Origin of the sequence: Microcoleus sp. Aus8_D2, assembly GCF_036702665.1 — a bacterium.
Classification (GTDB): Bacteria; Cyanobacteriota; Cyanobacteriia; order Cyanobacteriales; family Microcoleaceae; genus Microcoleus.
In genome coordinates, this window is the sequence record NZ_JAUBUN010000044.1 from 1 (window position 1) to 22,188 (window position 22,188).

Annotated in this window: 25 protein-coding genes, 30 tRNA genes and 1 pseudogene; 11 read left to right on the top strand and 45 right to left on the bottom strand. The window is 44.0% G+C overall.

Annotated features, from left to right (window positions below):
• Nucleotides 1-298: 298 nt before the first annotated feature.
• Nucleotides 299-372: transfer RNA gene (locus QUB64_RS26095), tRNA-Lys, on the bottom strand.
• Nucleotides 373-386: 14 nt separating this feature from the next.
• Nucleotides 387-509, bottom strand: a complete 123-nt coding sequence (locus QUB64_RS26100; protein WP_333275819.1) for a hypothetical protein — start codon at nucleotides 507-509, stop codon at nucleotides 387-389.
• A gap of 42 nt (nucleotides 510-551) precedes the next feature.
• On the opposite strand from QUB64_RS26100, the gene QUB64_RS26105 reads away from it, so the two are divergent.
• Nucleotides 552-890 (top strand): XisI protein, encoded by a 339-nt coding sequence (locus QUB64_RS26105; RefSeq protein ID WP_333275817.1) that lies wholly within the window; start codon nucleotides 552-554, stop codon nucleotides 888-890.
• A gap of 57 nt (nucleotides 891-947) precedes the next feature.
• Here QUB64_RS26105 and QUB64_RS26110 read toward each other — a convergent pair whose 3' ends face one another.
• The 11 genes and pseudogenes from QUB64_RS26110 to QUB64_RS26160 form a co-directional block, all read right to left on the bottom strand.
• Complete coding sequence (locus QUB64_RS26110) at nucleotides 948-1,139, bottom strand: hypothetical protein (protein WP_333275815.1); 192 nt, start codon at nucleotides 1,137-1,139, stop codon at nucleotides 948-950.
• Between the two features lie 33 nt (nucleotides 1,140-1,172).
• On the bottom strand, nucleotides 1,173-1,340 hold the full coding sequence (locus tag QUB64_RS26115; RefSeq protein WP_333275813.1) for a hypothetical protein: 168 nt from the start codon (nucleotides 1,338-1,340) through the stop codon (nucleotides 1,173-1,175).
• Nucleotides 1,337-1,711 (bottom strand): DUF433 domain-containing protein, encoded by a 375-nt coding sequence (locus QUB64_RS26120; protein WP_333275811.1) that lies wholly within the window; start codon nucleotides 1,709-1,711, stop codon nucleotides 1,337-1,339. The genes QUB64_RS26115 and QUB64_RS26120 overlap by 4 nt, the downstream gene beginning before the upstream one ends.
• Nucleotides 1,712-1,793: 82 nt before the next feature.
• On the bottom strand, nucleotides 1,794-2,393 hold the full coding sequence (locus tag QUB64_RS26125; RefSeq protein ID WP_333275809.1) for an ATP-grasp domain-containing protein: 600 nt from the start codon (nucleotides 2,391-2,393) through the stop codon (nucleotides 1,794-1,796).
• Between the two features lie 333 nt (nucleotides 2,394-2,726).
• A pseudogene (gene tuf / locus QUB64_RS26130) lies at nucleotides 2,727-2,972 on the bottom strand (elongation factor Tu); the annotation flags it as partial.
• 21 nt (nucleotides 2,973-2,993) lie between these two features.
• Nucleotides 2,994-3,081, bottom strand: a tRNA-OTHER gene (locus tag QUB64_RS26135).
• A 151-nt stretch (nucleotides 3,082-3,232) separates the two neighbouring features.
• Nucleotides 3,233-3,802, bottom strand: coding sequence for a 3'-5' exonuclease (locus tag QUB64_RS26140; protein WP_333275807.1), 570 nt, complete (start codon nucleotides 3,800-3,802; stop codon nucleotides 3,233-3,235).
• A 172-nt stretch (nucleotides 3,803-3,974) separates the two neighbouring features.
• Complete coding sequence (locus tag QUB64_RS26145; RefSeq protein WP_333275805.1) at nucleotides 3,975-4,544, bottom strand: 3'-5' exonuclease; 570 nt, start codon at nucleotides 4,542-4,544, stop codon at nucleotides 3,975-3,977.
• A 251-nt stretch (nucleotides 4,545-4,795) separates the two neighbouring features.
• Complete coding sequence (locus QUB64_RS26150) at nucleotides 4,796-5,023, bottom strand: type II toxin-antitoxin system VapC family toxin (protein ID WP_333275803.1); 228 nt, start codon at nucleotides 5,021-5,023, stop codon at nucleotides 4,796-4,798.
• Nucleotides 5,020-5,238: a hypothetical protein gene (locus QUB64_RS26155; RefSeq protein ID WP_333275801.1), complete on the bottom strand. Its 219-nt coding sequence runs from the start codon at nucleotides 5,236-5,238 to the stop codon at nucleotides 5,020-5,022. The genes QUB64_RS26150 and QUB64_RS26155 overlap by 4 nt, the downstream gene beginning before the upstream one ends.
• Before the next feature lie 214 nt (nucleotides 5,239-5,452).
• Nucleotides 5,453-6,028, bottom strand: a complete 576-nt coding sequence (locus tag QUB64_RS26160; protein WP_333275799.1) for a dihydrofolate reductase family protein — start codon at nucleotides 6,026-6,028, stop codon at nucleotides 5,453-5,455.
• 168 nt (nucleotides 6,029-6,196) lie between these two features.
• On the opposite strand from QUB64_RS26160, the gene QUB64_RS26165 reads away from it, so the two are divergent.
• Together QUB64_RS26165 and QUB64_RS26170 are read left to right on the top strand one after the other, a co-directional pair.
• The gene (locus QUB64_RS26165; protein ID WP_333275797.1) at nucleotides 6,197-6,361 is read left to right on the top strand and encodes a ribbon-helix-helix domain-containing protein; all 165 of its coding nucleotides are present in this window, start codon (nucleotides 6,197-6,199) and stop codon (nucleotides 6,359-6,361) included.
• Between the two features lie 77 nt (nucleotides 6,362-6,438).
• Nucleotides 6,439-6,669, top strand: a complete 231-nt coding sequence (locus tag QUB64_RS26170; RefSeq protein WP_333275795.1) for a hypothetical protein — start codon at nucleotides 6,439-6,441, stop codon at nucleotides 6,667-6,669.
• A 658-nt stretch (nucleotides 6,670-7,327) separates the two neighbouring features.
• On the opposite strand, the gene QUB64_RS26175 is transcribed toward QUB64_RS26170, so the two are convergent.
• The 11 genes from QUB64_RS26175 to QUB64_RS26225 form a co-directional block, all read right to left on the bottom strand.
• Nucleotides 7,328-7,413: transfer RNA gene (locus QUB64_RS26175), tRNA-Ser, on the bottom strand.
• Between the two features lie 295 nt (nucleotides 7,414-7,708).
• A tRNA-His gene (locus tag QUB64_RS26180) sits at nucleotides 7,709-7,782 on the bottom strand.
• A 4-nt stretch (nucleotides 7,783-7,786) separates the two neighbouring features.
• A tRNA-Ala gene (locus QUB64_RS26185) sits at nucleotides 7,787-7,859 on the bottom strand.
• A gap of 8 nt (nucleotides 7,860-7,867) precedes the next feature.
• Nucleotides 7,868-7,941, bottom strand: a tRNA-Ala gene (locus tag QUB64_RS26190).
• Nucleotides 7,942-7,947: 6 nt separating this feature from the next.
• Nucleotides 7,948-8,021, bottom strand: a tRNA-Arg gene (locus tag QUB64_RS26195).
• A gap of 258 nt (nucleotides 8,022-8,279) precedes the next feature.
• The gene (locus tag QUB64_RS26200) at nucleotides 8,280-9,665 is read right to left on the bottom strand and encodes an RNA ligase family protein (RefSeq protein ID WP_333275793.1); all 1,386 of its coding nucleotides are present in this window, start codon (nucleotides 9,663-9,665) and stop codon (nucleotides 8,280-8,282) included.
• A 411-nt stretch (nucleotides 9,666-10,076) separates the two neighbouring features.
• Nucleotides 10,077-10,149: transfer RNA gene (locus tag QUB64_RS26205), tRNA-Arg, on the bottom strand.
• Nucleotides 10,150-10,155: 6 nt separating this feature from the next.
• A tRNA-Val gene (locus QUB64_RS26210) sits at nucleotides 10,156-10,226 on the bottom strand.
• Between the two features lie 99 nt (nucleotides 10,227-10,325).
• Nucleotides 10,326-10,397, bottom strand: a tRNA-Gly gene (locus tag QUB64_RS26215).
• 99 nt (nucleotides 10,398-10,496) lie between these two features.
• Nucleotides 10,497-10,567, bottom strand: a tRNA-Gly gene (locus QUB64_RS26220).
• 42 nt (nucleotides 10,568-10,609) lie between these two features.
• Nucleotides 10,610-11,053 carry a retroviral-like aspartic protease family protein gene (locus tag QUB64_RS26225; RefSeq protein WP_333275791.1) on the bottom strand — a complete coding sequence of 148 codons (444 nt, stop codon included), beginning with the start codon at nucleotides 11,051-11,053 and terminating at the stop codon, nucleotides 10,610-10,612.
• A 149-nt stretch (nucleotides 11,054-11,202) separates the two neighbouring features.
• Between QUB64_RS26225 and QUB64_RS26230 the strand changes: the two genes are divergently transcribed.
• Nucleotides 11,203-11,808 (top strand): macro domain-containing protein, encoded by a 606-nt coding sequence (locus QUB64_RS26230; protein WP_333275789.1) that lies wholly within the window; start codon nucleotides 11,203-11,205, stop codon nucleotides 11,806-11,808.
• Between the two features lie 6 nt (nucleotides 11,809-11,814).
• On the opposite strand, the gene QUB64_RS26235 is transcribed toward QUB64_RS26230, so the two are convergent.
• From QUB64_RS26235 to QUB64_RS26255, 5 genes are all read right to left on the bottom strand, one after another.
• Nucleotides 11,815-12,687 carry a TIGR02452 family protein gene (locus tag QUB64_RS26235; RefSeq protein WP_333275787.1) on the bottom strand — a complete coding sequence of 291 codons (873 nt, stop codon included), beginning with the start codon at nucleotides 12,685-12,687 and terminating at the stop codon, nucleotides 11,815-11,817.
• 93 nt (nucleotides 12,688-12,780) lie between these two features.
• Nucleotides 12,781-12,852: transfer RNA gene (locus QUB64_RS26240), tRNA-Thr, on the bottom strand.
• A gap of 95 nt (nucleotides 12,853-12,947) precedes the next feature.
• A tRNA-Leu gene (locus QUB64_RS26245) sits at nucleotides 12,948-13,021 on the bottom strand.
• 304 nt (nucleotides 13,022-13,325) lie between these two features.
• Nucleotides 13,326-13,399 (bottom strand) — tRNA-Leu (locus tag QUB64_RS26250).
• A gap of 28 nt (nucleotides 13,400-13,427) precedes the next feature.
• Nucleotides 13,428-13,501 (bottom strand) — tRNA-Leu (locus QUB64_RS26255).
• 156 nt (nucleotides 13,502-13,657) lie between these two features.
• Here QUB64_RS26255 and QUB64_RS26260 point away from each other — a divergent pair.
• A complete protein-coding gene (locus QUB64_RS26260; RefSeq protein ID WP_333275785.1) occupies nucleotides 13,658-14,290 on the top strand; it encodes a hypothetical protein in 633 nt (210 codons plus the stop codon).
• A 68-nt stretch (nucleotides 14,291-14,358) separates the two neighbouring features.
• Here QUB64_RS26260 and QUB64_RS26265 read toward each other — a convergent pair.
• The 16 genes from QUB64_RS26265 to QUB64_RS26340 all read right to left on the bottom strand — a co-directional run bounded on the left by QUB64_RS26265 (nucleotide 14,359) and on the right by QUB64_RS26340 (nucleotide 16,612).
• Nucleotides 14,359-14,434 (bottom strand) — tRNA-Leu (locus QUB64_RS26265).
• 4 nt (nucleotides 14,435-14,438) lie between these two features.
• Nucleotides 14,439-14,512, bottom strand: a tRNA-Pro gene (locus QUB64_RS26270).
• 108 nt (nucleotides 14,513-14,620) lie between these two features.
• Nucleotides 14,621-14,694, bottom strand: a tRNA-Gln gene (locus QUB64_RS26275).
• Between the two features lie 8 nt (nucleotides 14,695-14,702).
• Nucleotides 14,703-14,774, bottom strand: a tRNA-Gln gene (locus tag QUB64_RS26280).
• A 116-nt stretch (nucleotides 14,775-14,890) separates the two neighbouring features.
• Nucleotides 14,891-14,965, bottom strand: a tRNA-Asn gene (locus tag QUB64_RS26285).
• Between the two features lie 6 nt (nucleotides 14,966-14,971).
• Nucleotides 14,972-15,044, bottom strand: a tRNA-Phe gene (locus tag QUB64_RS26290).
• Between the two features lie 4 nt (nucleotides 15,045-15,048).
• Nucleotides 15,049-15,135, bottom strand: a tRNA-Ser gene (locus QUB64_RS26295).
• 8 nt (nucleotides 15,136-15,143) lie between these two features.
• A tRNA-Arg gene (locus tag QUB64_RS26300) sits at nucleotides 15,144-15,218 on the bottom strand.
• A 191-nt stretch (nucleotides 15,219-15,409) separates the two neighbouring features.
• Nucleotides 15,410-15,491 (bottom strand) — tRNA-Tyr (locus QUB64_RS26305).
• Between the two features lie 13 nt (nucleotides 15,492-15,504).
• Nucleotides 15,505-15,579 (bottom strand) — tRNA-Lys (locus QUB64_RS26310).
• Between the two features lie 5 nt (nucleotides 15,580-15,584).
• Nucleotides 15,585-15,659, bottom strand: a tRNA-Glu gene (locus QUB64_RS26315).
• Nucleotides 15,660-15,666: 7 nt separating this feature from the next.
• A tRNA-Trp gene (locus QUB64_RS26320) sits at nucleotides 15,667-15,741 on the bottom strand.
• A 306-nt stretch (nucleotides 15,742-16,047) separates the two neighbouring features.
• A complete protein-coding gene (locus QUB64_RS26325; protein WP_333275782.1) occupies nucleotides 16,048-16,257 on the bottom strand; it encodes a hypothetical protein in 210 nt (69 codons plus the stop codon).
• Nucleotides 16,258-16,385: 128 nt separating this feature from the next.
• Nucleotides 16,386-16,459 (bottom strand) — tRNA-Cys (locus QUB64_RS26330).
• Nucleotides 16,460-16,534 (bottom strand) — tRNA-Glu (locus QUB64_RS26335).
• 4 nt (nucleotides 16,535-16,538) lie between these two features.
• Nucleotides 16,539-16,612 (bottom strand) — tRNA-Asp (locus tag QUB64_RS26340).
• A gap of 383 nt (nucleotides 16,613-16,995) precedes the next feature.
• Here QUB64_RS26340 and QUB64_RS26345 point away from each other — a divergent pair.
• The 6 genes from QUB64_RS26345 (at nucleotide 16,996) to QUB64_RS26370 (ending at nucleotide 21,950) form a co-directional block, all read left to right on the top strand.
• Nucleotides 16,996-17,658 (top strand): glutathione S-transferase family protein, encoded by a 663-nt coding sequence (locus tag QUB64_RS26345; RefSeq protein ID WP_333275780.1) that lies wholly within the window; start codon nucleotides 16,996-16,998, stop codon nucleotides 17,656-17,658.
• Nucleotides 17,659-17,723: 65 nt separating this feature from the next.
• Nucleotides 17,724-18,377: an IS607 family transposase gene (locus tag QUB64_RS26350; protein ID WP_333275778.1), complete on the top strand. Its 654-nt coding sequence runs from the start codon at nucleotides 17,724-17,726 to the stop codon at nucleotides 18,375-18,377.
• 2 nt (nucleotides 18,378-18,379) lie between these two features.
• Nucleotides 18,380-18,589: a helix-turn-helix domain-containing protein gene (locus QUB64_RS26355; RefSeq protein WP_333275776.1), complete on the top strand. Its 210-nt coding sequence runs from the start codon at nucleotides 18,380-18,382 to the stop codon at nucleotides 18,587-18,589.
• Nucleotide 18,590: 1 nt separating this feature from the next.
• Nucleotides 18,591-19,472 carry an RNA-guided endonuclease InsQ/TnpB family protein gene (locus QUB64_RS26360; protein WP_333275774.1) on the top strand — a complete coding sequence of 294 codons (882 nt, stop codon included), beginning with the start codon at nucleotides 18,591-18,593 and terminating at the stop codon, nucleotides 19,470-19,472.
• 414 nt (nucleotides 19,473-19,886) lie between these two features.
• A complete protein-coding gene (locus QUB64_RS26365; protein WP_333275771.1) occupies nucleotides 19,887-20,813 on the top strand; it encodes a polysaccharide deacetylase family protein in 927 nt (308 codons plus the stop codon).
• A 345-nt stretch (nucleotides 20,814-21,158) separates the two neighbouring features.
• Nucleotides 21,159-21,950 (top strand): biotin--[acetyl-CoA-carboxylase] ligase, encoded by a 792-nt coding sequence (locus QUB64_RS26370; protein WP_333275769.1) that lies wholly within the window; start codon nucleotides 21,159-21,161, stop codon nucleotides 21,948-21,950.
• Nucleotides 21,951-22,188 lie beyond the last annotated feature (238 nt).

Below are 22,188 nucleotides of genomic sequence, written 5' to 3' on the forward strand. Positions count from 1 at the left end.
GTGTTATGGCCTAAAATCAAAACCGGGTTTTTCACCCCAAAACGTCATTTTAATTTTTTATAAATGGGGGTTTTGGGGTGTGTTTAACTTTACCCCCCTATTTATGGGGGTAAAATTAAAGTACAAGATACTAAGCTAGCTCTAGAATAATGCGTAATAAATCTTAATATTAGGGGGGGTGATATCCCCCTTTTTTCACTTACACTGAGAAACTAGATGAGTGGAATATGAGTGGAAACCGTTAATCGGAAATTGAGTGAGACTCCTAAATGGCATAGCCATAAGGCTTAGAAGGTGATGGGAGTAGAAGGACTTGAACCTTCGACCTTGAGATTAAGAGTCACCTGCTCTAACCAACTGAGCTATACTCCCGCATCTCTACTAGATTAACACAACTGTTCTGAAAAATCAATTATTTTTGTAAATATTTGTGGCGATCGCCCGATCGCGAGTTTTCTGTAAGGGCGATCGACCTGAGTCAAGAGCCCGTAGGCTATCGATGGTATCATTCGTTTAGTTACCTTCGAGCCAGCAGAGGAGGCGATCGTCCAATGGATTCAGTGAACCTTGAATATCGCGACATCGTTGAAAAACTTCTCCAAGAATATATCGATTTTCTCGGTAACGACGACCTAGCTGAGGTCAAATTGGTTTTAGATGAAAAGTGCGATCGCTATTTGTTAGTTGAGACGGGCTGGCAAAATGGCCGTCGCATCTACGGAAATCTGATCCACATTGAAATTATCGACAACAAGCTGTGGATCGAACATGACGGTACGGAAGATGGAGTTGCTTACGAGTTGATGGTGGCGGGAATTCCTGACGCAGATATTGTTTTGGCTTTCAAATTGCCTGAACTGCAAAAAGTGCGATCGCCCGTGATTTCTTAATTGAGGGCGTAGAACTAATTCTACATTTAATTTAAGTGCGATCGCTTGTCCAGGATATCACGGGATAAAAAGCCGACCAACTCCCATGTATTGCTCGATATCAAGCACAACCTCAACTATCCGGTCAGCACATCGATTTCGATAATTGCGATCGTCGAGCCGAGCGATATTTCCAATCGTCAAAACAGGAAATGAATCCGGCGTGTTTTCTTCACGAATAACTTGTTCTAGCGAGTCTTCTCCTTTCATACTTCGATTTGCGGTCAGCAGAATCATCGGGTTTTATTGGGCAAATCGCCAGACAATGCGATCGTCACTATCAACGGATAGCTCAACCTCTTCAGAGGTGACAAAGCGGATAGGTAATAGAGCGAGCCAACCCTGATTGGCAATATTACCTAACAGGATAACAGCGTGTCCCTCAAAATTGTGGTCAATCAAAAAACTCATGCTTCCGATGCGTGCTTTGCTTTTTGTGCCCGAAGTTTTTCCCAGATAGCTTCTGTACCGGGTTTCGGTGGCAGTTGAGCGATGCGAGCAAAGTGTTCGCGATTTCGCTCTTCCCAATACTGCCGATTTTCCTCTGCTATTTGCAAAACTTCTTGATACTCTGCTTCTACTTGAGCGCGATTTGCTTCAATGTAGGAAAGGGCGACATTGACTTGTTCGTCAGTGATACAAAGCTTTTCGCGGATCAATTTGGGCGGATAACTGGCGGTGATATAATCCATCACGTCGTATAGAGTGATGCGCGTGCCTGAGATGGTCAGTCCGCGTTCTGTTCGGATAATCGTTGTTTGAGCGATCGGTGTCGAAGTCATACTCGTAACCTAATTAGCTATCGCTTCTATAGTAGCTTATGAAATAACGAGTTTGTTTTTGAAATCAAGAGGAGACAGCGTGTTAGCTGCCACCACCCCAGAGTTGTGCAAAACGTTCAGCAGACCATCCAACAATGTCTGATACTTGCCCATCTCCAATCTCGACAATTCGCTTGACTCCATCTTTACGATCGACTACATCCACACAAAAAAAATTGCTTTTAATTCTCACAGCACATTCCCTAACAATATCGGGTATTTCCTCGTCCAAAGCAGCAGCAAACGGTTGACCGCGTACAACAAAGTAACGCCGCTCAGATTCTACAGCAAAATCCTCGACTTGACGCACGCAAATGCCACCTTCGATTGTTCCTCGAAACTTTTGCATCTGGGTAACGACCGTTTTAATTTCTGAAGGCTGTTCGATGATTGAACCGACCGAGGTTTTGAGAGACTTAACGTAATCTTTGATAAAAAACCTTTCCCAGCTTAATATTTTTAACTCGCTTTCCAGATCGTCATCTACAGTGTAAAACTTCGTGGTTGGGGTTAAATGGGCAATCAAAGGATACCAGTTTGGCAGATAGTGCGTTAATAAATACTCTGGTTTGGAGGTAAAGGCGCGAGATCCGGCGTTATCTACAGCATTAACCAAAAGCTCGTAATCCGAGGGTGAAAGCATCCAACCTCTATAGACTACTTGTGAGTTTTGAGGAATGGTAGGGCTGATTTTAGGTGAATTACTCCCCAAAGATTATAAGGAGATAGCAGCAGTGTTTAATCCTGCGTTATTCAGAGATGCAGCTTGGTCAATGTACATCTCGTCAATTTTTTTTGAATTGAAGTAATCGCTAGGAAAAAGAAATATCATGACCACTCTCTCTGTTTCAGATTTGACTCATAAACTTTTGGTTCCACCGCCCCACTAATCATTTTACACAATAAATAAACAAACAGAAAAGCCAATTACCCCAATAGGTTTGGCTTTTCTGCTACTTATGAATTCAGCGAAATGCTACCCCTGAATCTTGGAGACGACACCCGCACCGAAAGTACGATCGCCTTCGCGAATGGCAAAACGCATACCTTGTTCGATCGCGATCGCCTGCATCAAATCCACAGTCATCTTAACGCGGTCTCCCGGCATTACCATCTCGATCGCCATTCCGTCATCGGCGGTAAAAGATGCGATCGCACCCGTAACATCCGTTGTCCGCACGTAAAAGGGAGAGCGATATCCAGCAAAGAAAGGAGTTTGGCGGACTGATGACTAACGATCGAAACGGAAAATGGAGGAGTCGAACCTCTACAGCTTATCGCTGCACTCTGGTTTTCCAAACCAGTCGCCATCCGCACAGCAGCACTTTCCAGATTTTTGTAACCGCAGATGAGGGCGGATTAACGCAGATTAACGCAGATGGAATGCACAAGAATTTTTCAGAGTTTTTGCAACCGCAGATGAGGGTAGATTAACGCAGATTGACGCAGATATAAAGCATGATTTGTGATAAATATGACAACTCAGCTCAGGGTTTTATTACCCAAAATATAAGGCAACAATTTAGCGATATTTCTAGCATCATCAATCCCTCTATGATGAGTTCCTTCTAGCGGTAAACCGACAAGTTCTAAGGCTTGTTCCATACCGCACCGTTTTGGTAAACCTTGGGTTTCTGTAAACATTTTTTTGAGGTTGACGTGAGGATAAGCAATGGGAAAAGGGAGTTGATGAAAATTGCTATCCTTTTTAAATTGTTTGCGATCGAACTCGCCCCAGGAACCAAATACACCGTTTGAGTAACCAGACAGCCAGTTTTTCAGCAGGATACAGGCTTCAGGGTAAGTTGGGGCGATCTCGACTTCTGTTTGGGCGATCGATGTTAACGACGTGCAGAATTCGGTGAGAATCGGATGGCGTATGGGTTTGACGAAGGTTTGAAATTCATCAACGATGGCTAGGGTTGTGGGATCTACCATCACTGCGCCAATTTCGATAATTTCCATCTGATTTCGGGCGATCGATCCTTTGTCGCAGCAGGTTGCTTCCAGATCGAGGACTAAATAATAGTTGAATTGTTTTAAATTTTTCATAAATTTTACCTAAAATTTTTTGTATTGTAACCGCAGATGAACGCAAATGAACGCAGATGAATACAAGACTTTTTGCTTTGATTCGCTTTCTTCTCTTGCAATTATCTGCGTTAATCAGTGTTGATCTGCTTTGTATCTGCGGTTGAATTATCAATCAAAAAAATATGACTGCTCACTTCAGGGTTTTTTTGCCTAAAATATAAGGCAACAATCTAGCGATATTTTTAGCGTCATCAATCCCTCGGTAAGGAGTTCCTTTTAACCGTAACTTCGCAAGTTTTAAAGCTGGTGCCATACCGTATCGTTTTGGCAAACATTGCGTTTTTGTAAATATTTTTTTGAGATTGACGTGAGGATAAGCAATGGGAAATGGGATTTGATGCAAATTGCTATCCTTTTTAAATTGTTTGCGATCGAACTCGCCCCACGAACCAAATACGCCATTTGAGTAGCCCTCAAGCCAGTTTTGTAGCAGGGCACTGGCTTCGGGGTAAGTTGGGGCGCTATCGACTTGCGTTTGGGCGATCGATGTTAACGACGTGCAGAATTCAGTTAAGATCGGATTGCGAATGGGTTTGACGAAGGTTTGAAATTCATCAACGATTTTTAGCTTTTTGGAGTCTACCATCACTGCTCCTATCTCGATAATTTCCATCTGATTGCGTGGGATGGTTCCTTGGTCGGAGCAGGTTGCTGCAAGATCCAGCACTAAGTAATAATTAAACTGTTTTAAATCGATCATGACTTCAACCTAAAATTTTGCTTGCCTTCGCTGTGCTTCACTCGATAATACAGCAACTTGAAGCCGTTGCTGTAGATTGAGATTACCACAATTTGAGATTACAACAATTTTACATTGTACTCTGTGAACCCATCGTCATGTGTAACAATAGTTTAATCTTCTGCTTCGGCTTGAGAAATAATTAGGCGAGCGAAAATATCTTGATGGTCAAAAGGGAGATTTGGCAATTTATCGTAATGGATAAACTTGGTTTATATAATTTGAAAGTCGTGTTCAATTAGAAACATTTCTAACTCCGATACAGAAATAGACAAAGACAACTTACCGATGCTGATTTTGATAGTAAGTTCCCACAGACTAGCTAGGCTAATATAGATTTCATTTACTGGATTAGCAATCAGCGAGCGCACATCTTCATCAAGCCGAGTGTTACCTTCAACAAACCAAATTACAATGTGAGTGTCAATTAGGTATTTCATGGCAACATATATTCTTCAAAACCAAGAGGTGTTTCATCAAAATTATCCGCAAGGTAAGTAAAAATTCCTTGGCCACAGCCAAATTGACGAGGTTTGAGGACAGCAGTTTTTTCGGGGGAATTTTCTTTCATTTTTTGGATTTTGTTTAAAATTTGAGTATCCTTCAGTAACAAAATCCACTGAATTAATTCTAATTTTAGAAATTGAATGCTCATGGCTTCAATGTTATACCATTTTGAAAAAATGTTGCTACAGTTATTAACCCTATAGAAATTATCTGTCCGTCAGGCATAACTCCTCGCCGGACACGGCAGTGCCGTTTCCCTACAGGTAAAAACCTCTGTCTTTAAATTGGTATTAAATAAGTGGCAAATCTAGACTTATTATAAACCAATCCACTCCTCTATTTGATACGATCGCCCAAACAGCTCATTTCTGCAATCGGTAATGCAGCAGCATGAAGCCGTTGCTGTAGATTTGGCGATCGACCAAATCGACACTTGTCGGTGCGATCGCCCTCGCAAACATCGGAATTCCCGCCCCAACGACTACCGGATTCAACTTGACAATCATCTCGTCAATCTCCGAAACCACCGTTACCGCTAACTCACCGCCACCGCACAGCCAGATATCTTTACCCGTTTCCTGCTTCAATTCCTTAACCAATTCAACAGCATTGTGCGACACCAGTGCAACATTCCCATCTGGGCTGGCTTGCATACTGCGCGAAAAGACATACTGCTTCAAGCTGGGATAAGGATTGCTCAAACCCACATTTAGCCCTACCTCATAGGTTTTGCGCCCCATCAAAACAGCATCAAATTGCTTGTTTCCTAAAAAACTAATGCCCAGCGGTTCGTGAAAGTGCGCCGGAATAGTTTCGGGAAAGCGATCGAACAAATCGGCAAAATGCTCTCCTGACATCGGAAAACAATCAAATGAGCCATCTTCGCGAGCAATAAACCCATCAACCGTGCAAGCCACGTAATATATGAGTTTTCTCATGTTTAATCTTGTTTGTTAAGAAGTTTTGGAAATCACCAAGGCCCAAACCATGGTAGCAGTAGTGCTTTTCAATTGCGCGATCGCCCGCATCCTTAGAGGCAATTGCAGGAAAGGGCGATCGGACTCAAAAGGAGATAAGCTGATCTCAACTAAATATGACTGCTTCAAATGGCTGACAAAGAAGAGACTGCTGTGATTAAAGTCACAGTTCCCAAGAGTTTGCACGAAAAACTGAGAAAAATCTCCCAGCAGACAGGAGTTCCTATGTCCACTCTGCTAGTCATGGCGGCCGTCAAGGAATACAACCTCGTCGATGAAGCAGAGTCTAAGTAACTTTGAGTTTACTCTAAGTACCCTTGAAGGGTACTTTATGGTATATTCCAGGAATAGTCAACCCTGGAGGTGTACTTGTGACCCAAGATCAACTCGAAGCCCTTGTAGATGAACTCGGCTTAGTGTCAGTCGTTAGCTTGCTAGCAACTATCTGCCACAACAAAGCCCGACAAACCTTGTACCTGAAGGGACAAGGGGCTAGTCCTTATACGGCTTGGAACAATAATGGTTTCTTGCTGAAGCAGTTGATGACCAGACTGCGCCCGATCGCCAATTGCGATCGCCATGTCAACCTCAACGGCAACTGAGGTTGTGAGGTTCAACCCGTGCAAAGAAAGGCGTAAAGCATTCATTTGAGTCGGTTAACTGCCGGTATGCTTTAACCCTCAGGGCACGGGTTGAAATTCCTCGATTTTGGATCGCGATGGAGAGGACGGGACTCGAACCCGCATCGATCGACAGCAGCTTTCAGGAAACGCGCTTCCTTACTGCCCGCAAGCAGACGGGAACTGCCCCCATCTCGGACTGTTAATTCCTTTCAGTGCATCTGCAACCCGCTGCCAGTTTGCGATTTCAGGGAACGTCGCGAAGCAACTTTTTACCCTACTCAACAAACGCGATCGTCCTTTTGAGAGCCGTTTTACCTAGTTTTTGCGGTGCCATTCCAAATTAGGCGACCTCCCCAAAATTTCTACTGCTAAGTAATAAATAAATGCAAGAATGTCATTGCGAGGAACGAAGCAATCGCAGGGTTTTCTGATTACTTCCTTGCAAGAATGTCATTGCGAGGAACGAAGCAATCTCAGGCTTTTGGGATTACTTCCTTGCAAGAATGTCATTGCGAGGAACGAAGCAATCGCAGGCTTTTGGGATTACTTCGTTGTCTTTTCGTACAGTCAGTAATATATATGTCCACCTACTTACAGGATAACAAATATATATGCAACGTGCCAGAATATTTCATTAAGGAAGATGAAGGAATCGAACCCTTACAGGTATTACCTGTACCCTTGTTTTCAAGACAAGTTGCTGACCATTTAGCGGCATCTTCCATGATGTGAAACATCTAACATTCCTGCAAATTACAGGAAATCCACCAGAGAGGTACTGCCCCTCCTATCCCCGCGTTATCAGCACGGTGTCTCGCTTTTCGACTTCTGGTGGTGAATCAAATCCTGCCACATCGCAACCTATCCGTAGGGACACAGCAGTGCTGTGTCCCTACAATACATCGGCGCAATTAACCAGATTTGATATTAAAAGGAAGATGAAGGAATCGAACCTTTACAGTTACCTGTACCCTGGCTTTCGAGACCAGTTGCCAACCGTTTAGCGGCATCTTCCAAGGGTGTCCGACGGGGATCGAACCCGCTATTACTGGTTCCACAAACCAGCGCCGCTACCACTTTGGCTTCAGACACCATATGGAGTCAAGGAGAATCGAACTCCTAACCTCTTGCGTGCAAAGCAAGCGCTCTACCAATTGAGCTATGACCCCTTTTTTTGTGGATTGCGATCGGATTTGAACCGATATCTTTCTAACAGCCAGTTAGATGCTTTACCAATTAAGCTACGAACCCATTCAGCAGGAGCGGTAGGACTTGAACCCACAACATTCGAGGTAGAAGCTCGACACTCTATCCAGTTGAGTTACACTCCCCTATTTTTGTTGATTGATGATATTAATAGGACTGACGCACGGGTGGCCAGAAACCGGGTTTTTGCGAAAATACTTCATTGTTACTCGCAGATTCGGTGAAAAACCCGGTTTCTTTGATTTATGTCTAAGCCCTAATTAATATCATGTCCGATCGATCGCGATCGTCATAGATGCCGGGGCGGGTTTATGAAATTATGGGTTTTAGGCAATTATTGTTGGTGAACCCGCCCCTACAATAATTATGGTCAATTGCAATAATTACAAAGATTTACCCTGTTCTTGATACCATTTTTTAGCTGTGTTGATCACGGCTTTGTTAACATCTTTCCAGGTTAGTTCAGTAGCCTCTAGTTCCGCAACACTTTCTTTCTGTACGTCAGCATTAAACCACTTTAAAAATGCTCCGATTTTGTCCATGTCAAACTGACCTCTGCAAACTTCTGTCACTCCTTGTTCTAAGCGAGCGGGCGTGACAAAAAGATTCACAAAATCATCAATACTTTCAGCAACTTCTGGGTTGATTTGAACGGGTTGTTTGGTTTTGACAGCTTGATGTTTTTCGCCTTTAGCTTTGAACAGCAGTTCTGCATAGGACAGCCTTTCTGCAAGTTCGCCACTTTCGGGAAATAAAACCAATCCTTCGCCAATTCCTTCAATCCCGAAAGTTTCTTTCACCCAAGGATCGACTTTTTCTACAGCATAAACCGCTTGATTGATTGTATCAACAACTGATGTTAGTTGCTCTGGAGCGCCAAAATCTAAAACAAACGGTTCTCCGTAAAAAGGCAAGACAAAAATATCGGGATGTTTTGGCAAAAAATCAGCGATTTTGTCCGGGCGGATTTCCAGTTTGGCAATTTTGCCATCCACGCCGCCAAATTGAACCGCAAACACCGCAAAGATTTTGCGATCGAGATCAGATACAGCAGTCCGTTTCTGAATCCCTTTACCGCACCACTCCCCAAAGATAGTTGCGTGTTCGGTACTCGCCAACCGAGCGAAAAAATCGATGTTTTGATTCACCCAATTAGCAAAGCCGAGATTGTCGTTTTTTGGGTCAATTATTTGCGATCGACTTTGGATGGCAACTTTACCATCGGTAAAGATTTGAATGCCTCCATTAGTACCGTCGAGTTTAATTTTAGCTCGATAAGTTATCTTAGGAGTTTCCCCAAGTAATTCTAAACTGCGGCGGAGATTGTAGAGCAGTTCGATGCTCGGCCATGTTTGCATTTGTGCCGATTGCTCTGCCGTTTGTTGACAATAAATTGCCGACAAATCAGTGCCGATTGCTTCTTCAACTTTCCCCAAAGCCATGCCAAAGGAATAAACGCCTCGGAGTTTTGCAGGTGTGATTTTAGTGCCATCTTTCAGCACAGAATCAGTTAACGCTATAGCAACGATATCACCAACATCATAAATGTTTTCTGAGTTGGCAACAATTTGCACTGAATCATGCCCCGGAGCTTCAAAACTATAAAGATATAGCGTATCAGCATTGGGATGATTTTGCGCGGTTTTGACTTCCATAGCAATTACAGGCATGGGGAAACTCCTTCTAATCTTACCGTTCGTAGTGAGGACTTTAGTCCGCAAATTCAGAGGACTGAAGTCCTCACTACGAACCAAATAAATTCTGTTCAAATAGTGCGATCGCACTTTGCGTACAAGTTATCAGAGCATTGCGTTTTCTGAGTTACTAGAGGGACTCCGCCGATGAGTTATTACACACTCTTTAAAGGATGGCTACTTCTGGGCCTACCTATCGGGTTCATGGCACTCCTCGTTCGCAAACGCGCGCTGTGTTTGACAGCGTTACCTTTCCTCTCGTACTAAAGTATGTAGGCTCCAAAGATTGGGACACGCAAAAGGGCGATCGCGTTTAACATAAGACTTACACATCAATAGTCAGAAACCGGGTTTTTGGAGAAAATCTTTAGCTGCAGCCAACAGATTAGATAAAAACCCGGTTTCTTTGCCCTGATACGTAAGTTTTGGAATATAAAAAATCAATCATTCAATGGAATCAACCTCCTTAAATTATAGCAAAAACAACGAGAGTGGTAGGACTCGAACCCACAACATCCGCGTCCGAAGCGCGGCGCTCTATCCATTGAGCTACACTCTCATAAATTGGTAGTCCTGGCAGGATATTACCCCGCTCTTACTTGTAAGGCAAACACTCTACCGTTGAGTTACAGGACTATGAATTTTAGATTTTAGATTTTAGATTTTAGATTAAATAAAATATAAAATATCTAGCAATTTGAGATTTTAGATTGAATAAAAACTCGTTTTTAGCCAAGCGGATGATGGGACTCGAACCCATGCGCTGAGAATGGCATACTCAGATGCTAACCTTTACATCACACCCGCAAACAAATTTGATATTTCAGCTTACGCGTAACAGTTAATTGTCAACACTTATAAAATGTCGCTGTCAACTGTCAACTGTCAACTGTCAACTGTTTTCCAAGCGGATAACGAGGCTCGAACTCGTGCCTAGAGTTTGGAAGACTCGAATGCTACCGTTACACCATATCCGCAATTAGTTTAGCGATTTTATCTCTTGAATCTCAACATACAGCCTACAAAATAGTTAAGTAAGTTTGCGTTGGACTGATGGGTAAAGTTACTAACCGCTGATTTTTCAAATCTAATTCAATTCCCAGCGCTTCCAGAGGAATCACACCTAATAAAGGATTCATACCTCCCGGCAATTCCAAACACTCAAACGTGCCTTCGCGTCCTACCAAATAAATTTTAGCATCCTGAAAAATTCTGGCTTTGCCAATACCATTTGCTGTTTCTACATCCACTTCTTTGAGAAGTTCTAAACCGAGTTGAGCGATGATACTTGCAGGCAAGCACAATGTTGTTGCACCTGTATCAACTAGCACATTATTTAGAGTGACGGAACGGATTTGGTCGGGAGGCATGAATCCTCGCGCTGCGACATTCTGATCGGCACGATTAGTCACGGTCAGCGTGGTAATAATTTTTCCCATTGAGGTGTTGTCAGTTGTCAGCATAGTTTAACCTTGAACTACTCTACCTCAATTATGGCAAGTTTTTGGAAAAATGAGTGAGTGAAGCAGAGCTATCCCGTTCCCAAAGCGTTCCCGAATGGTAGGCGATCGCCGTTAACGATTTGCTAAACTAGGGATCGGAGATAAAACCTATGAAACTGATACTTACAGCACCCAATCCCGAACTATTTGTCGCATTTCAAGAGCATTTTTTTTACCTGCCAAATCTCGAAATTACCAAAAAACGTTTCGAGGATTTAACCGAGTATGACTGTTTGGTGAGTCCCGCCAATTCATTTGGTATGATGGATGGCGGTATCGATGCAGCCATCGTCGATTTTTTCGGTCAGTCTCTGATGGTTAGAGTTCAGGAGCATATCTTGGAAGACTATTTAGGCGAACAGCCTGTTGGCACGTCATTTATCGTCGAAACTGGTCATCCCAAACATCCTTTTCTCGCTCATACTCCCACCATGCGCGTACCGATGTCTGTTGTGGGTACAGATATTCCGTATGTGGCAATGTGGGCAATGTTATTAACAATTCGGCGCTACAATCGAAACGCAGAACGTAAAATTGAGAGTGTCGTTTGTCCAGGATTGGGAACGGGTATCGGCAGAGTTCCTGATCGCGAAGCCGCGCGGCAAATGGCACTAGCTTACGATTATTTTGTGTATCCCACGCCGTATGTAAACTGTTTTGTTGCAGCCGAACGACAACTGCAAATCTGGGAAGGGGGCGATCGCAATTCTGCCTAAATTACTTTACGACTCATTGTTGCGAACAAAATTCGTTTGATTACACGAAAATCGACTGTCAAATTCTGCAAATATCCTGCCGTCTTCGCTAGAGTCTAGGACGGAAAATAGTACGCTTTTGAATCTGCCAGCAAATTTACCGTTTAGCAAGAAAAAGTCTGCAAACATCTGAGCTACCATTGATGGATCGTTTCTAAATACACCACATCCCCAAGCACCTAAAACTAGCGCATCGCAACCTTTGTTAACAGCTAAGGCTAACAATTTTGCACCGCGTCCGTACAGAGTTTCGCGGATTTTTCCCGTGCTTTCTGACTCTTGTCTCAAAATCTGACCAGCATTCGGAGCGCAACTCGTGATAAAATCGACAAGATAAGGTTCCTCAAGCAAGGTTCCATCATCTTTGCGGAATACTGAACAACCTGGAGAGTAAATGAGTCGATCGGAGTAAAGCAGCGATTTATTTGAGCGGTGATACTCGTAGTATTTGGGACATTTTAAAAGGCTTTTGTACAGTGCAGAACTGCGTGCTAAGCTTTCTTCTTGTGCTTGAGCGCCTTTGATGAATCCACCACCGGGATTTTTGGCAGAAGCGAAATTTAGGACTCCAATTTTTGCAAATTTGTGCGATCGCCCTATACGTTCTGATCCCACTAGCGTTGTCTCATTCCTCACCATAAATTCCGTGTTCGAGAATTGAGGAGTACCTGAGAGAACATCTCGCTCGATCGCTGACAGGGCCTCGGGTTCGTAGTATGCCGTCCCAGCAATACATGATGCTAATTGGCGATCGATCTTAACCTGCTTCCCTTCCGGGGACAAGTAGCAACCATTTTCGAGAATTTTTAGGGTGTTTTGGGCGATCGCAATTCTTTTCATGCTTTTAACTCGGACTTGCTACAAAAAATTAGCGCTGTAACTTCTCTTAAAAAATTAGCACAATTAAATAAACTCCTTCTAATCTTTAGGACAAGCAGGTGGCGAGAGTTGAACTCGCATAAAAGCTTTACAAGAGCCTCATGTTGCCAATTACATCACACCTGCATTTTTGGTGGCGGGGGCAGGAGTTGAACCTGCTATTAAGAGGCTTATGAGACCTCCAAGCCTACCCAGGCTACTTCACCCGCGATATCACCAAATACCCCTGGCTGGCCTCGAACCAGCAACCTCCTCGTTCTAAGCGAGGCACCTCTTCCAATTGGGCTACAGGGGCAATTTTGTTGGTTTCACCTAACATCTTGAACCATTTTCAACAAGCTTTGAGAAACCGGGTTTCTGACGAAAAATCTCTGATTTTATGCAAAGTCTTTGCCAGAAACCCGGTTTCTGTCACAGGTACAATGTCTGAGGTTAACAGGACTTATGCACTCCGACTAAAGAAACCGGGTTTTTATCTAATCTGTGGGTAAGTGCGAAGGATTTTCGTAAAAAACCCGGTTTCTGGCCCCATGTGTAAGTTCTAGCTAACCCTATCTGCGACGATTAACTAAGTTCCTCCGATATTCATGAAAACTTCATGCTCCCGACAGGATGTGAACCTGTAGAAAACTAGGTTCTCGACCTAGCGCGTCTGCCGTTGGGCCACGAAAGCAAATAGCAGAAATTGGCTGTTAGCCAAGTACCCCTGACAGGTCTCGAACCTGCAAGACACTTATTTTAAGTAAGTGATGTTTTCCAATTACATCACAGGGGCAAAGTCGGGATTGTTGGATTTGAATCAACATTAAATAACTATTGCGCTTGACAAGGGATCTCTACTAAGTTCCTTACAGAACTCAAAGTTAATTCTAACTTGACCCAAAATAGCTTAGGACTGCTACAATAAATTTGTTCTACTAACGGTTAAATTATGGCTCACTCCGTTCAAGTATTTTGCGATTATTGCCGCCAGCCTTTTGCCCGTTGCATCGGCAAGTACAATCAGGATATAAAATATGGTCGCAAACAATTTTGTTCAAGAGAATGTCAGTGGTTGGCTCAGGATAAAAAACAACATTTAAGCTGTAATTTTTGTAGTAAAATGTTCATCAAGAGAGCTTGTCAAATCAGAATAACTGAGAATCACTTTTGTTCCAGATCCTGCTCTGCTAGTTATTCAAATCGCAATAAAACAAAAGGTAGCCGACGCTCTAAACTGGAAGCTTGGGTAGAATCTCAGTTATCCATAATTTATCCTCAATTGGAAATTCATTACAACCGCAAAAATGCTATTAATGCTGAGTTGGACATATACATCCCCTTACTGAATTTAGCCATTGAGTTAAATGGAATTTTTCATGATCAGGCTATCTACGGAGATGATAAGCTCTCACAAATTCAAAACAACGACCGTAGTAAAGTTCAAGCCTGTCACCAAAAAAATATAGAGTTACATTCGATTAATACTTCCAGCTTCAATCACTTTAAAATAGACAGCGCCCAAAAGTATCTAGAGATAGTAACTCAGCTGATCGATAACAAGTTGGCTAACTTTAAAATCTAAAGAAGTTGACTTATTACCATTTGAGTAGTGAAATCGCTACATTTCACGCATTTAGGTATAATACCTAATACCCCTGGCAGGCCTCGAACCTGCAAAAAACACTCGTTTTGAGCGAGTGATGTTTTCCAATTACATCACAGGGGCAAAGTCGGGATAGCAGGATTTGAACCTGCAACCTTCGGCTCCCAAAGCCGCCGCGCTACCAAGTTGCGCCACATCCCGTTCATACTCCTGACTAGATTGGAAATCAGACAATACAATTTTTAAAATTGCGGCCTCTGCCAATTGGGCTACAGGAGCATCATCATTACTGCTTTGGGAAAAGCAGAACTCGGAAGGCAGGGTTTGAACCTGCATTTTTCCGCTTTCAAAGAGCGGTGCCATACCAATTAGGCGACTTCCGAATAATTGAATGCCGAGGCAGGATTTGAACCTGCAACCTCATGGTTCAGGGCCATGCGACTTGCCTTTCGTCCACTCGGCAATTTAACAGGAATTATGCAAACAGTGGTTGGACGCGCTACTTCTAAATACTGCGATTGCTTCGTTCCTCGCAATGACAGAAATATGTTATTAATGCGTCCAGAACTGTTTCTAAAATGGCTGCCTCAGTAGGACTCGAACCTACAACCATCACGTTAACAGCGTGCAGCTCTACCATTGAGCTATGAGGCAACGCAATCCCCCAAGTCAGTGTCGAACTGACGACCTCTTGTTCTTCACACAAGCACTCTACCAACTGAGCTATCGGGGGAAAACGGAGAAGGAGGGATTTGAACCCTCGGCGGGTGTTAAGCCGCTCTTTCTTAGCAGGAAAGCGCCATAAGCCTCTCGGCCACCTCTCCTCAATGAGAGAGAACGGAGGGATTTGAACCCTCGAATTTTCAGTTGCGCAAGCTGAATTGTTGTCCAGTTACAACACATTCTCTTGTTTTGGAACTGCATATTAACTACACAGGACTTACTCGCAGGGGTAAAAAACCCGGTTTCTATCTCAATATCTCTAGTAGAGATGCAAAATTTTTCTCAGAAACCGGGTTTTTTGCGCAAGTTACAATCTCAAATCTCAAATCTTAAATCTTGAAATCCAAAATCTAAAATCCAAAATCTAAAATCGCATGGGTCGGGTTGGAATTGAACCAACAACGCTTTAAGCTACTGTTTTACAGACAGCTACCCACACCAATAGGAGGGCCAACCCAAGATTGAAAATTTGGTAGGTCGCCGAGGAATTGAACCTCGATCCATCCGCTTAAAAGGCGGCTGCAAAACCATTCTGCCAACGACCCACACAAAGTGCTGACGGGAGTTGAACCCGCAAATCACTTGGGTGAAAACCAAGCGGCTTAAACCATTTGCCTACAGCACTAAAAATTTGGCACAGGAACTGAGATTTGAACTCAGAATGCTGGTTTTGGAGACCAGAGTGTTGCCAGTTACACCATCCCTGCTTGCGATCGCAGCGGCGGGATTTGTAGCTTGCTTCCGCGAAGCCGTATCCGCATTGACCAAGTTATGAGCTTGGGACTTTACGCTTAAGTTACGCTGCGATATGAGTTCAAAGAAACCGGGTTTTTTACCTAATCTGCCGGCTAGGGTGAAGAATTTTCGTAAAAAACCCGGTTTCTAACTACCTGTGCGTCCAGCACTCTGTTGCTTTGTTACTTTCAAAGTTAAAAACTGCAATTAAAAGAGTGTTGGTTTAATTTTTTAATTTCTCGTTTTTCAAAACAAGTCAGCTTCTGGAAATTCGCCGATTAAACTTGGGCATCATCTCGCAGTTGCCAAACCAACTTCTGAGCTTCCCATGCCGCATCAAGCTGTTGCAAAGTAGCATCAACGTCTTGAGAATAGCTGTCAGCAAGGGTTTTTTGAACGAACGCAGTCAACTGATCTTCCAAGCTGGCACTATTATTTGATACATCGTTGGGGATGAAATTTGAAAGCACGGTAGTTTTGGTATTCATAACTTCTAACCTCCGTTAATGTTTATTAGGCTTTGATTCCTCTGTTTTGTAGAATGACCTGACAGTGTGTACCCTAAATAATTAAACTTTGTGTAATTTATGTGATTTTTAATTACGATCGGGAACAAAGGTTAGGGCGGGATTTGAACCCGCGAAATTCGGTTTTGCAGACCGATGCTTTGAGCCACTCAGCCACCTAACCTGGGAGTCCCGACGAGGTTTGCACTCGCAATCTTCTGCTTGAGGGGCAGACGGCTTGACTTTTGCCTACGGGACTTTGACGGGAGTAACGAGACTTGAACTCGCAACCTTTCGCTCGACAGGCGACTGCTCTGACCGATTGAGCTATACCCCCGTGCCAATGAACAATATTTTGTTCTTGAATTACTGAAGTTTGGACGGCTGGCGGTTGATTCCGCGTACTACAACCCGAGGGGGCTTTTGTTGCCGGAGTCTACACCGCCAAATGTCCGCAATTATGTGACACGATTAATTATCTATTCAGTTTTCAAGGTTCGTATTGCTTTTGGGATAAAGCTTTGCAGCTCTTTCCCCTTTGCATTACATTTATAATACATTATGTAATACAAGACTGTCAAGGGGGTAATACAACTTTTTTTTAAATTAGTTTTTTTTCATGGGGTTCGATCGCCCTTTCCGAACACTCCAACTCTGCAAAACTACGTAAAATCAAGACATTTGGCTGCTAAACTGGTGTTGTAGCCCGTGGTAAATCCGATGCTGAAACTGTACTACAATCCGCTCTCTCTGAATTCTCGTCGCGTGTGGGTGGCACTTCTGGAGAAACAAATTGCGTTTGAGCCGATCGCACTTAACCTCGACGGCGACCAATTTGCACCGGATTTTCTGGCAATTAACCCGTTTCACCGCATACCGGCGTTGGTGGATGGAGATTTGACTTTGGTGGAGTCGCTGGCAATTCTGGATTATATAGATGCCAAATATCCGACGCCCCCACTGCTACCGACAGAGGCGAAAGCCTTGGGAATTGTGCGGATGGTCGAAATGCTGACTTTAAATGAACTGTTGCCGGCAATGTTTCCCTTAACCAGGCAAATGCTCGGTGTGCCGGGAGACACTGAGGAAAAGTTGGCACAGTCCAAGCAACAGATATTAACGGTGCTGAGGTTTTTTGAGGGCTTGTTGGCCGATCGGCGTACTTTTTTTGCTGGCGAACAGTTTTCGTTGGCGGAAGTGGTGGCTGGCACTGCGGTGCCTTCTGTGGAGATGTTTGGGATATCTTTTGATGAGTATCCGAAGTTGCAGCAGTGGGTTGCGAGGCTGTCAGGGCGCGATAGTTGGCAGCAAACGGAGGTACCTCAAGCGCAAATTGCGGCGAAAATCCCAATTATTCGGGATTTACTGGCGGCAAGGCTTTAGAGCCAAACTTAAGTGCCAAATAGTTTGCTAAACTTATCCACAGTTAACTACTCGCGGGAAGTTTTATGTGGAAAGTGGCAGAGTTCGCAAAATTAGTAGGAGTCTCAGGCTCTACGCTACGGCGCTGGGAGAGCGAAGGTAGGCTAATTCCTGATAGAACCCTGGGGAACCAGCGACTTTATTCAGAAAGCCACCTCAATACAGCCCGCAACCTGAAAACCGGGAAAACGCCACCCAGTAGGGTTATCGTGTATTGTCGGGTTTCTTCCACCGGGCAAAAACAAGACCTGCTCCGTCAGGTGCAAGCTATGGAACAGTTCTGCTTGGCACAAGGCGTCGCCATAACAGATTCAGTTCAAGAAGTCGGGGGCGGACTCAACTTCAAACGCCCCAAATTCTTGCAAATCGTACAATGGGCAATGCTTGGGGAAGTTAGGGTGCTGTATGTCGCCCACAAAGATAGGCTGTGCCGATTTGGTTTTGAGTTGGTCGAGCAAATCTTGCAATGGAACGGCGGGACGGTTGTCGTCGCCAACGCGGAAAGCCTTTCTCCGCATGAAGAGCTGACACAAGACTTGCTTTCAATAATTCACTGTTTTTCTTCCAGGCTCTACTCCCTGCGGAAATACAAAGCAAAAGTTAAGAATATTGTAGACGGTGTAGATCCTTGTGTAGATTCCGCTATACTTAATCAAACAGGTAATTCTAACCAGGATTAACGATGTTTGCTGTCAAACGAGCGCTCAAGCTAAATAATCAAGAAGCGACCTTGATGGCAAAGCACGCAGGATTCCGACGTGTAGTATTTAACTTTGGGTTAAGCTTGCGGACTCAAATGTATGGCGAGGGGCAATTCACCGACTCGAAGGTGATTGGCGAAATCAAGAAAGTTCTCACTAACTACGTCAAGAAAAAGCCTGAATTTGCGTAGGATGAACCGGTTGTCTAGTCGAGTTTACCAAAATGCGTTAATCGATCTAAAAGATGCTTTCAATCGGTATCGTTCTCTTAAAGCAGGTCATCCAAAATTTGCCAGTCGTAGAGACAGCCAATCCTTTACAGTCGATTCGTCTAACGGCAAAGTTTTGTTAGTCGCTGGTAGTACCATTAAAATCCCTACGCTGGGAACTTTTCGGCTTTTTGAACCATTAGAATGTGGTTTTATTTCTCAAACTTTTACGGTTTCAAAAGAAGGAAGCCGTTGGTTTGTCTCGTTCTGTGTTGATGCCGAACGTCTAAGAGTTCAGCAATCTGGAGTTTCTGTAGGCATAGATATCGGTATCAAGTCTTTTGCCACGCTATCAACCCAGCAGACCTTTGATGCACCAAAGCCGCTCAGAAGAGCGAAAACCAAGCTTGCTACCTTGCAGCGCAAAGCATCGAAACAGGTAAAAGGTTCTCAAAACCAGCGCAAGACCTACGACAAGATTAGGCAGCTCCATGCTCGGATAGCTCGCATTCGCTTAGATTTCCTCCACAAGTTGACCACTTATTTGGCCAAGACATTCAAGTTAATTAAGATCGAAAAATTGAATGTTCAAGGAATGATGGCGAATCACAAATTAGCTGGAGCAATATCCGATCTCGGATTTTACGAATTCCAACGCCAACTCAACTACAAGTCAAAAATGTATGGAGCTAATTTAGTGTTGGTAGACCAGTGGTTCCCTAGCACTAAGACTTGCTCGAATTGTGGCACAAAAAAAGATATGCCACTAAGCATTCGGACTTTTGACTGTCCTGTTTGTGGCATATCTTTAGATCGCGATTTTAACGCCAGTCTGAATATTTTAAATTGGGAACCCTCGGCTTGAGGGGGATAGCCTACTTATCTTGGGATTAGCCGTCTACCCAACAGCGTAGGAAGTGAACTCGAATTGTGTCGGAAAATGAGTTTAGAAAAGTTTAGGTAAGTTTTAGGAAGCAGATATACCGGGCGATTGAAATCGCGGCCATACAAACAATGTCCACCTCCGTGGACTTAAGAAACTTTTAATCCCTTCAATATTACGCGGTGATTCAAATCGCCCTTAATTTCTTCAACCCGCTTGGAGTGGGTTTCGTCTGTCTAAGCCCGCTTCCCATCGCCCGCTTCCGATCGCCCGCATCCGATCGCCCAACCGAAACCGCTGTCAATCCCCGCTCAGACATATTTATCAAAAATTAGGTTTCTTTTCCCTGAAATTCCCATTATCATTATCCCCAGTGTGGAGTGAAAGGAATCCCAAGTGACCGGAAATCATCTGTTTCAAAGACTGCGAAAAAAATGGCGTTTTGTGGCGATCGCCCTAGCAGCGGCTGCAATGAGCTTTATCGTCGGTACGCTGCTCCCAGGAAACCAACAGGGAAGCGACAAGCCTGCAACCGCCGCCGTGCAGAACCTCAACCAATCCTTAACGGTAAATCCGCTAGCAAAAGAGGTTGGGGACGATCGCACAGCGTTTAATCTCGATCGCACAGTTGAGCAACTTCTCACCGTATTGGAACCCAAAGAAAAACGCTTGACTTTTGTGCCGCCAGAGCAGTTTCAGGGAACAACTGTTTTTGAAGGGACAATCAAATATTCTCAGAAAGTTATTGCTTTAACAGTTGATGACGGGCCCTGGCCAGAAACGACTGAACAAATGCTGGATATTTTTAAGCAAAATGACGTTAAAGCAACATTTTTTTGGATAGGTAAATCTCTCGAAACTTCTCCTGACATTGCTCGTCGAGTTGTAGCAGAAGGTCACGCGATCGGCAATCATACATGGCATCACTGGTACGATCCGATGGATGCGGCGACGGCGGCTAGCGAAATCGATCGCACGGCAAAACTTATTTACGAAACGACGGGAGTTAAGACTACTTATTTCCGCCCGCCGGGAGGAGTTTTGACTAATGGTTTGGCTAAGTATGCTAAAGAGCAGAATTATTCTGTGGTGATGTGGTCGGTAACTTCTGCGGATACCGATCCGCGCGCTCAACCGGAAGCTTTTGTTAATAATGTGTTGAAGGGTGCGAAGCCGGGAGCGATTGTTTTGATGCACGACGGCGGGGGCGATCGCTCTCGTACTATTAAGGCTTTACCGGAGATGATTGCTGGCTTGAAGAAGGAGGGATATCGGTTTGTGACGATTCCTGAGTTGCTGGAAATGCAACTGCAAGAAGTGTAAATTCTGCGGGCGATTGCTTGTCTTTTTTCGCTGGTAAAACTAAGGCTAAAGAAACCAGTTTTCTGCGATAAATATTGGTTTTTCAACTAGATATATACGAAGAAACTGGGTTTCTTACTCCCTAGGATTACGTCTTGAAATGGCATAAATTTGCGATAAATTTTAGATGTATACAATATGATTTAACCGCAGAGAACACAGAGAACACAGAGGAAGAGAATAGAGAGATGAATAATTAATATGCACCGTGCGATCTAATTTTCGTGAAAAATGATATGAAAAAATCTCAAGAAATTAGAAAATAATGAAGTTGAGAGGATAGGGGATATTCCTACTGAGGTAAGGTTGATAAATACTGTTGATAATGAGTTAGTTCGTCACTGGCTGCACTCTTTGGATACTTGTCCCAGTACCAATACCTGGGCGATCGCCCGCGCGGCCCAACTGCACCACGGAGATGTAATATTTACTAAGCGGCAAACCAGCGGGCGCGGCCAACACGATCGCACTTGGCACTCCCCAACCGGTGTTTTGACAGCTAGTTTTGTCCTCGACAACCTCAATCCCAATTTGTTGCCCGGACTCAGTTTAGCAGTCGGTTTGGCCGTCATTTTTGCGATCGAGGATTTGGTACCCGAATGTCGCGATCTGCTGCGCCTGAAATGGCCAAATGATGTTTGGATCGATCGCCACAAATTAGCCGGAATTCTCTGTGAAGCCTCTTCTGGTAAGACTTTCGGCACTCGGGCGGTTGTCGGAATTGGACTCAACCGCTGCGTAGATTTCGCGGCGGCCCGATTGGATGCAAAGGATCTCGGCAATGCGGTAAGCTTGCATTCTATTGCTAGTAATGTGCCCGATGAATTGTGTTTGCTTGCGAGACTGCGGCACTACTTACTCGAACTAGCCGATATGTTTTCCACCACCGACAGGCCACCCTCCAAGTCCGGTTTAGCGCTGCTTTTGCCCCAATTGCGCCGCCGCGACGCCCTGATTGGCTGCAATGTGGCGATCGAACTTTCCTCCGAAACCATCTGCGGAGAAGCCGCCGGGATTGACGGATGCGGCCGGTTGTTAGTATGCTTGGCGGGCGATCGAATACAAGCATTTACCTCCGGGCGAGTTCGACTAAATTAAGAGTCAGTAGTCAGTAGTCAGTAGTCAGTAGTCAGTAGTCAGTAGTCAGTAGTCAGTAGTCCTGCCGTCATTAGGAAAAATTACCAATTACCCATTCCCAATTACCAATTACCAATTACCAATTACCCATTCCCAATTACCAATTACCAATTACCAATTAGCAATTACCAATTACCAATTACCAATTACCAATTATATCCCTTTGATTCTGAATTTGATCTGATGGAGTTTTGTCGGG

Excerpts from the sequence above, each read along its gene's own strand:
- QUB64_RS26125 (WP_333275809.1), bottom strand. The coding sequence starts at position 2,393 with ATGCTTTCACCCTCGGATTACGAGCTTTTGGTTAATGCTGTAGATAAC.
- QUB64_RS26325 (WP_333275782.1), bottom strand. The coding sequence starts at position 16,257 with ATGAATACCAAAACTACCGTGCTTTCAAATTTCATCCCCAACGATGTA.
- QUB64_RS26110 (WP_333275815.1), bottom strand. The coding sequence starts at position 1,139 with ATGAAAGGAGAAGACTCGCTAGAACAAGTTATTCGTGAAGAAAACACG.
- QUB64_RS26165 (WP_333275797.1), top strand. The coding sequence starts at position 6,197 with ATGGCTGACAAAGAAGAGACTGCTGTGATTAAAGTCACAGTTCCCAAG.
- QUB64_RS26115 (WP_333275813.1), bottom strand. The coding sequence starts at position 1,340 with ATGAGTTTTTTGATTGACCACAATTTTGAGGGACACGCTGTTATCCTG.
- QUB64_RS26160 (WP_333275799.1), bottom strand. The coding sequence starts at position 6,028 with ATGAGAAAACTCATATATTACGTGGCTTGCACGGTTGATGGGTTTATT.
- QUB64_RS26230 (WP_333275789.1), top strand. The coding sequence starts at position 11,203 with ATGAAACTGATACTTACAGCACCCAATCCCGAACTATTTGTCGCATTT.
- QUB64_RS26225 (WP_333275791.1), bottom strand. The coding sequence starts at position 11,053 with ATGCTGACAACTGACAACACCTCAATGGGAAAAATTATTACCACGCTG.
- QUB64_RS26155 (WP_333275801.1), bottom strand. The coding sequence starts at position 5,238 with ATGAGCATTCAATTTCTAAAATTAGAATTAATTCAGTGGATTTTGTTA.
- QUB64_RS26145 (WP_333275805.1), bottom strand. The coding sequence starts at position 4,544 with ATGATCGATTTAAAACAGTTTAATTATTACTTAGTGCTGGATCTTGCA.
- QUB64_RS26140 (WP_333275807.1), bottom strand. The coding sequence starts at position 3,802 with ATGAAAAATTTAAAACAATTCAACTATTATTTAGTCCTCGATCTGGAA.
- QUB64_RS26100 (WP_333275819.1), bottom strand. The coding sequence starts at position 509 with ATGATACCATCGATAGCCTACGGGCTCTTGACTCAGGTCGATCGCCCT.
- QUB64_RS26355 (WP_333275776.1), top strand. The coding sequence starts at position 18,380 with ATGTTTGCTGTCAAACGAGCGCTCAAGCTAAATAATCAAGAAGCGACC.
- QUB64_RS26360 (WP_333275774.1), top strand. The coding sequence starts at position 18,591 with ATGAACCGGTTGTCTAGTCGAGTTTACCAAAATGCGTTAATCGATCTA.
- QUB64_RS26105 (WP_333275817.1), top strand. The coding sequence starts at position 552 with ATGGATTCAGTGAACCTTGAATATCGCGACATCGTTGAAAAACTTCTC.
- QUB64_RS26260 (WP_333275785.1), top strand. The coding sequence starts at position 13,658 with ATGGCTCACTCCGTTCAAGTATTTTGCGATTATTGCCGCCAGCCTTTT.
- QUB64_RS26150 (WP_333275803.1), bottom strand. The coding sequence starts at position 5,023 with ATGAAATACCTAATTGACACTCACATTGTAATTTGGTTTGTTGAAGGT.
- QUB64_RS26235 (WP_333275787.1), bottom strand. The coding sequence starts at position 12,687 with ATGAAAAGAATTGCGATCGCCCAAAACACCCTAAAAATTCTCGAAAAT.
- QUB64_RS26350 (WP_333275778.1), top strand. The coding sequence starts at position 17,724 with ATGTGGAAAGTGGCAGAGTTCGCAAAATTAGTAGGAGTCTCAGGCTCT.
- QUB64_RS26120 (WP_333275811.1), bottom strand. The coding sequence starts at position 1,711 with ATGACTTCGACACCGATCGCTCAAACAACGATTATCCGAACAGAACGC.
- QUB64_RS26345 (WP_333275780.1), top strand. The coding sequence starts at position 16,996 with ATGCTGAAACTGTACTACAATCCGCTCTCTCTGAATTCTCGTCGCGTG.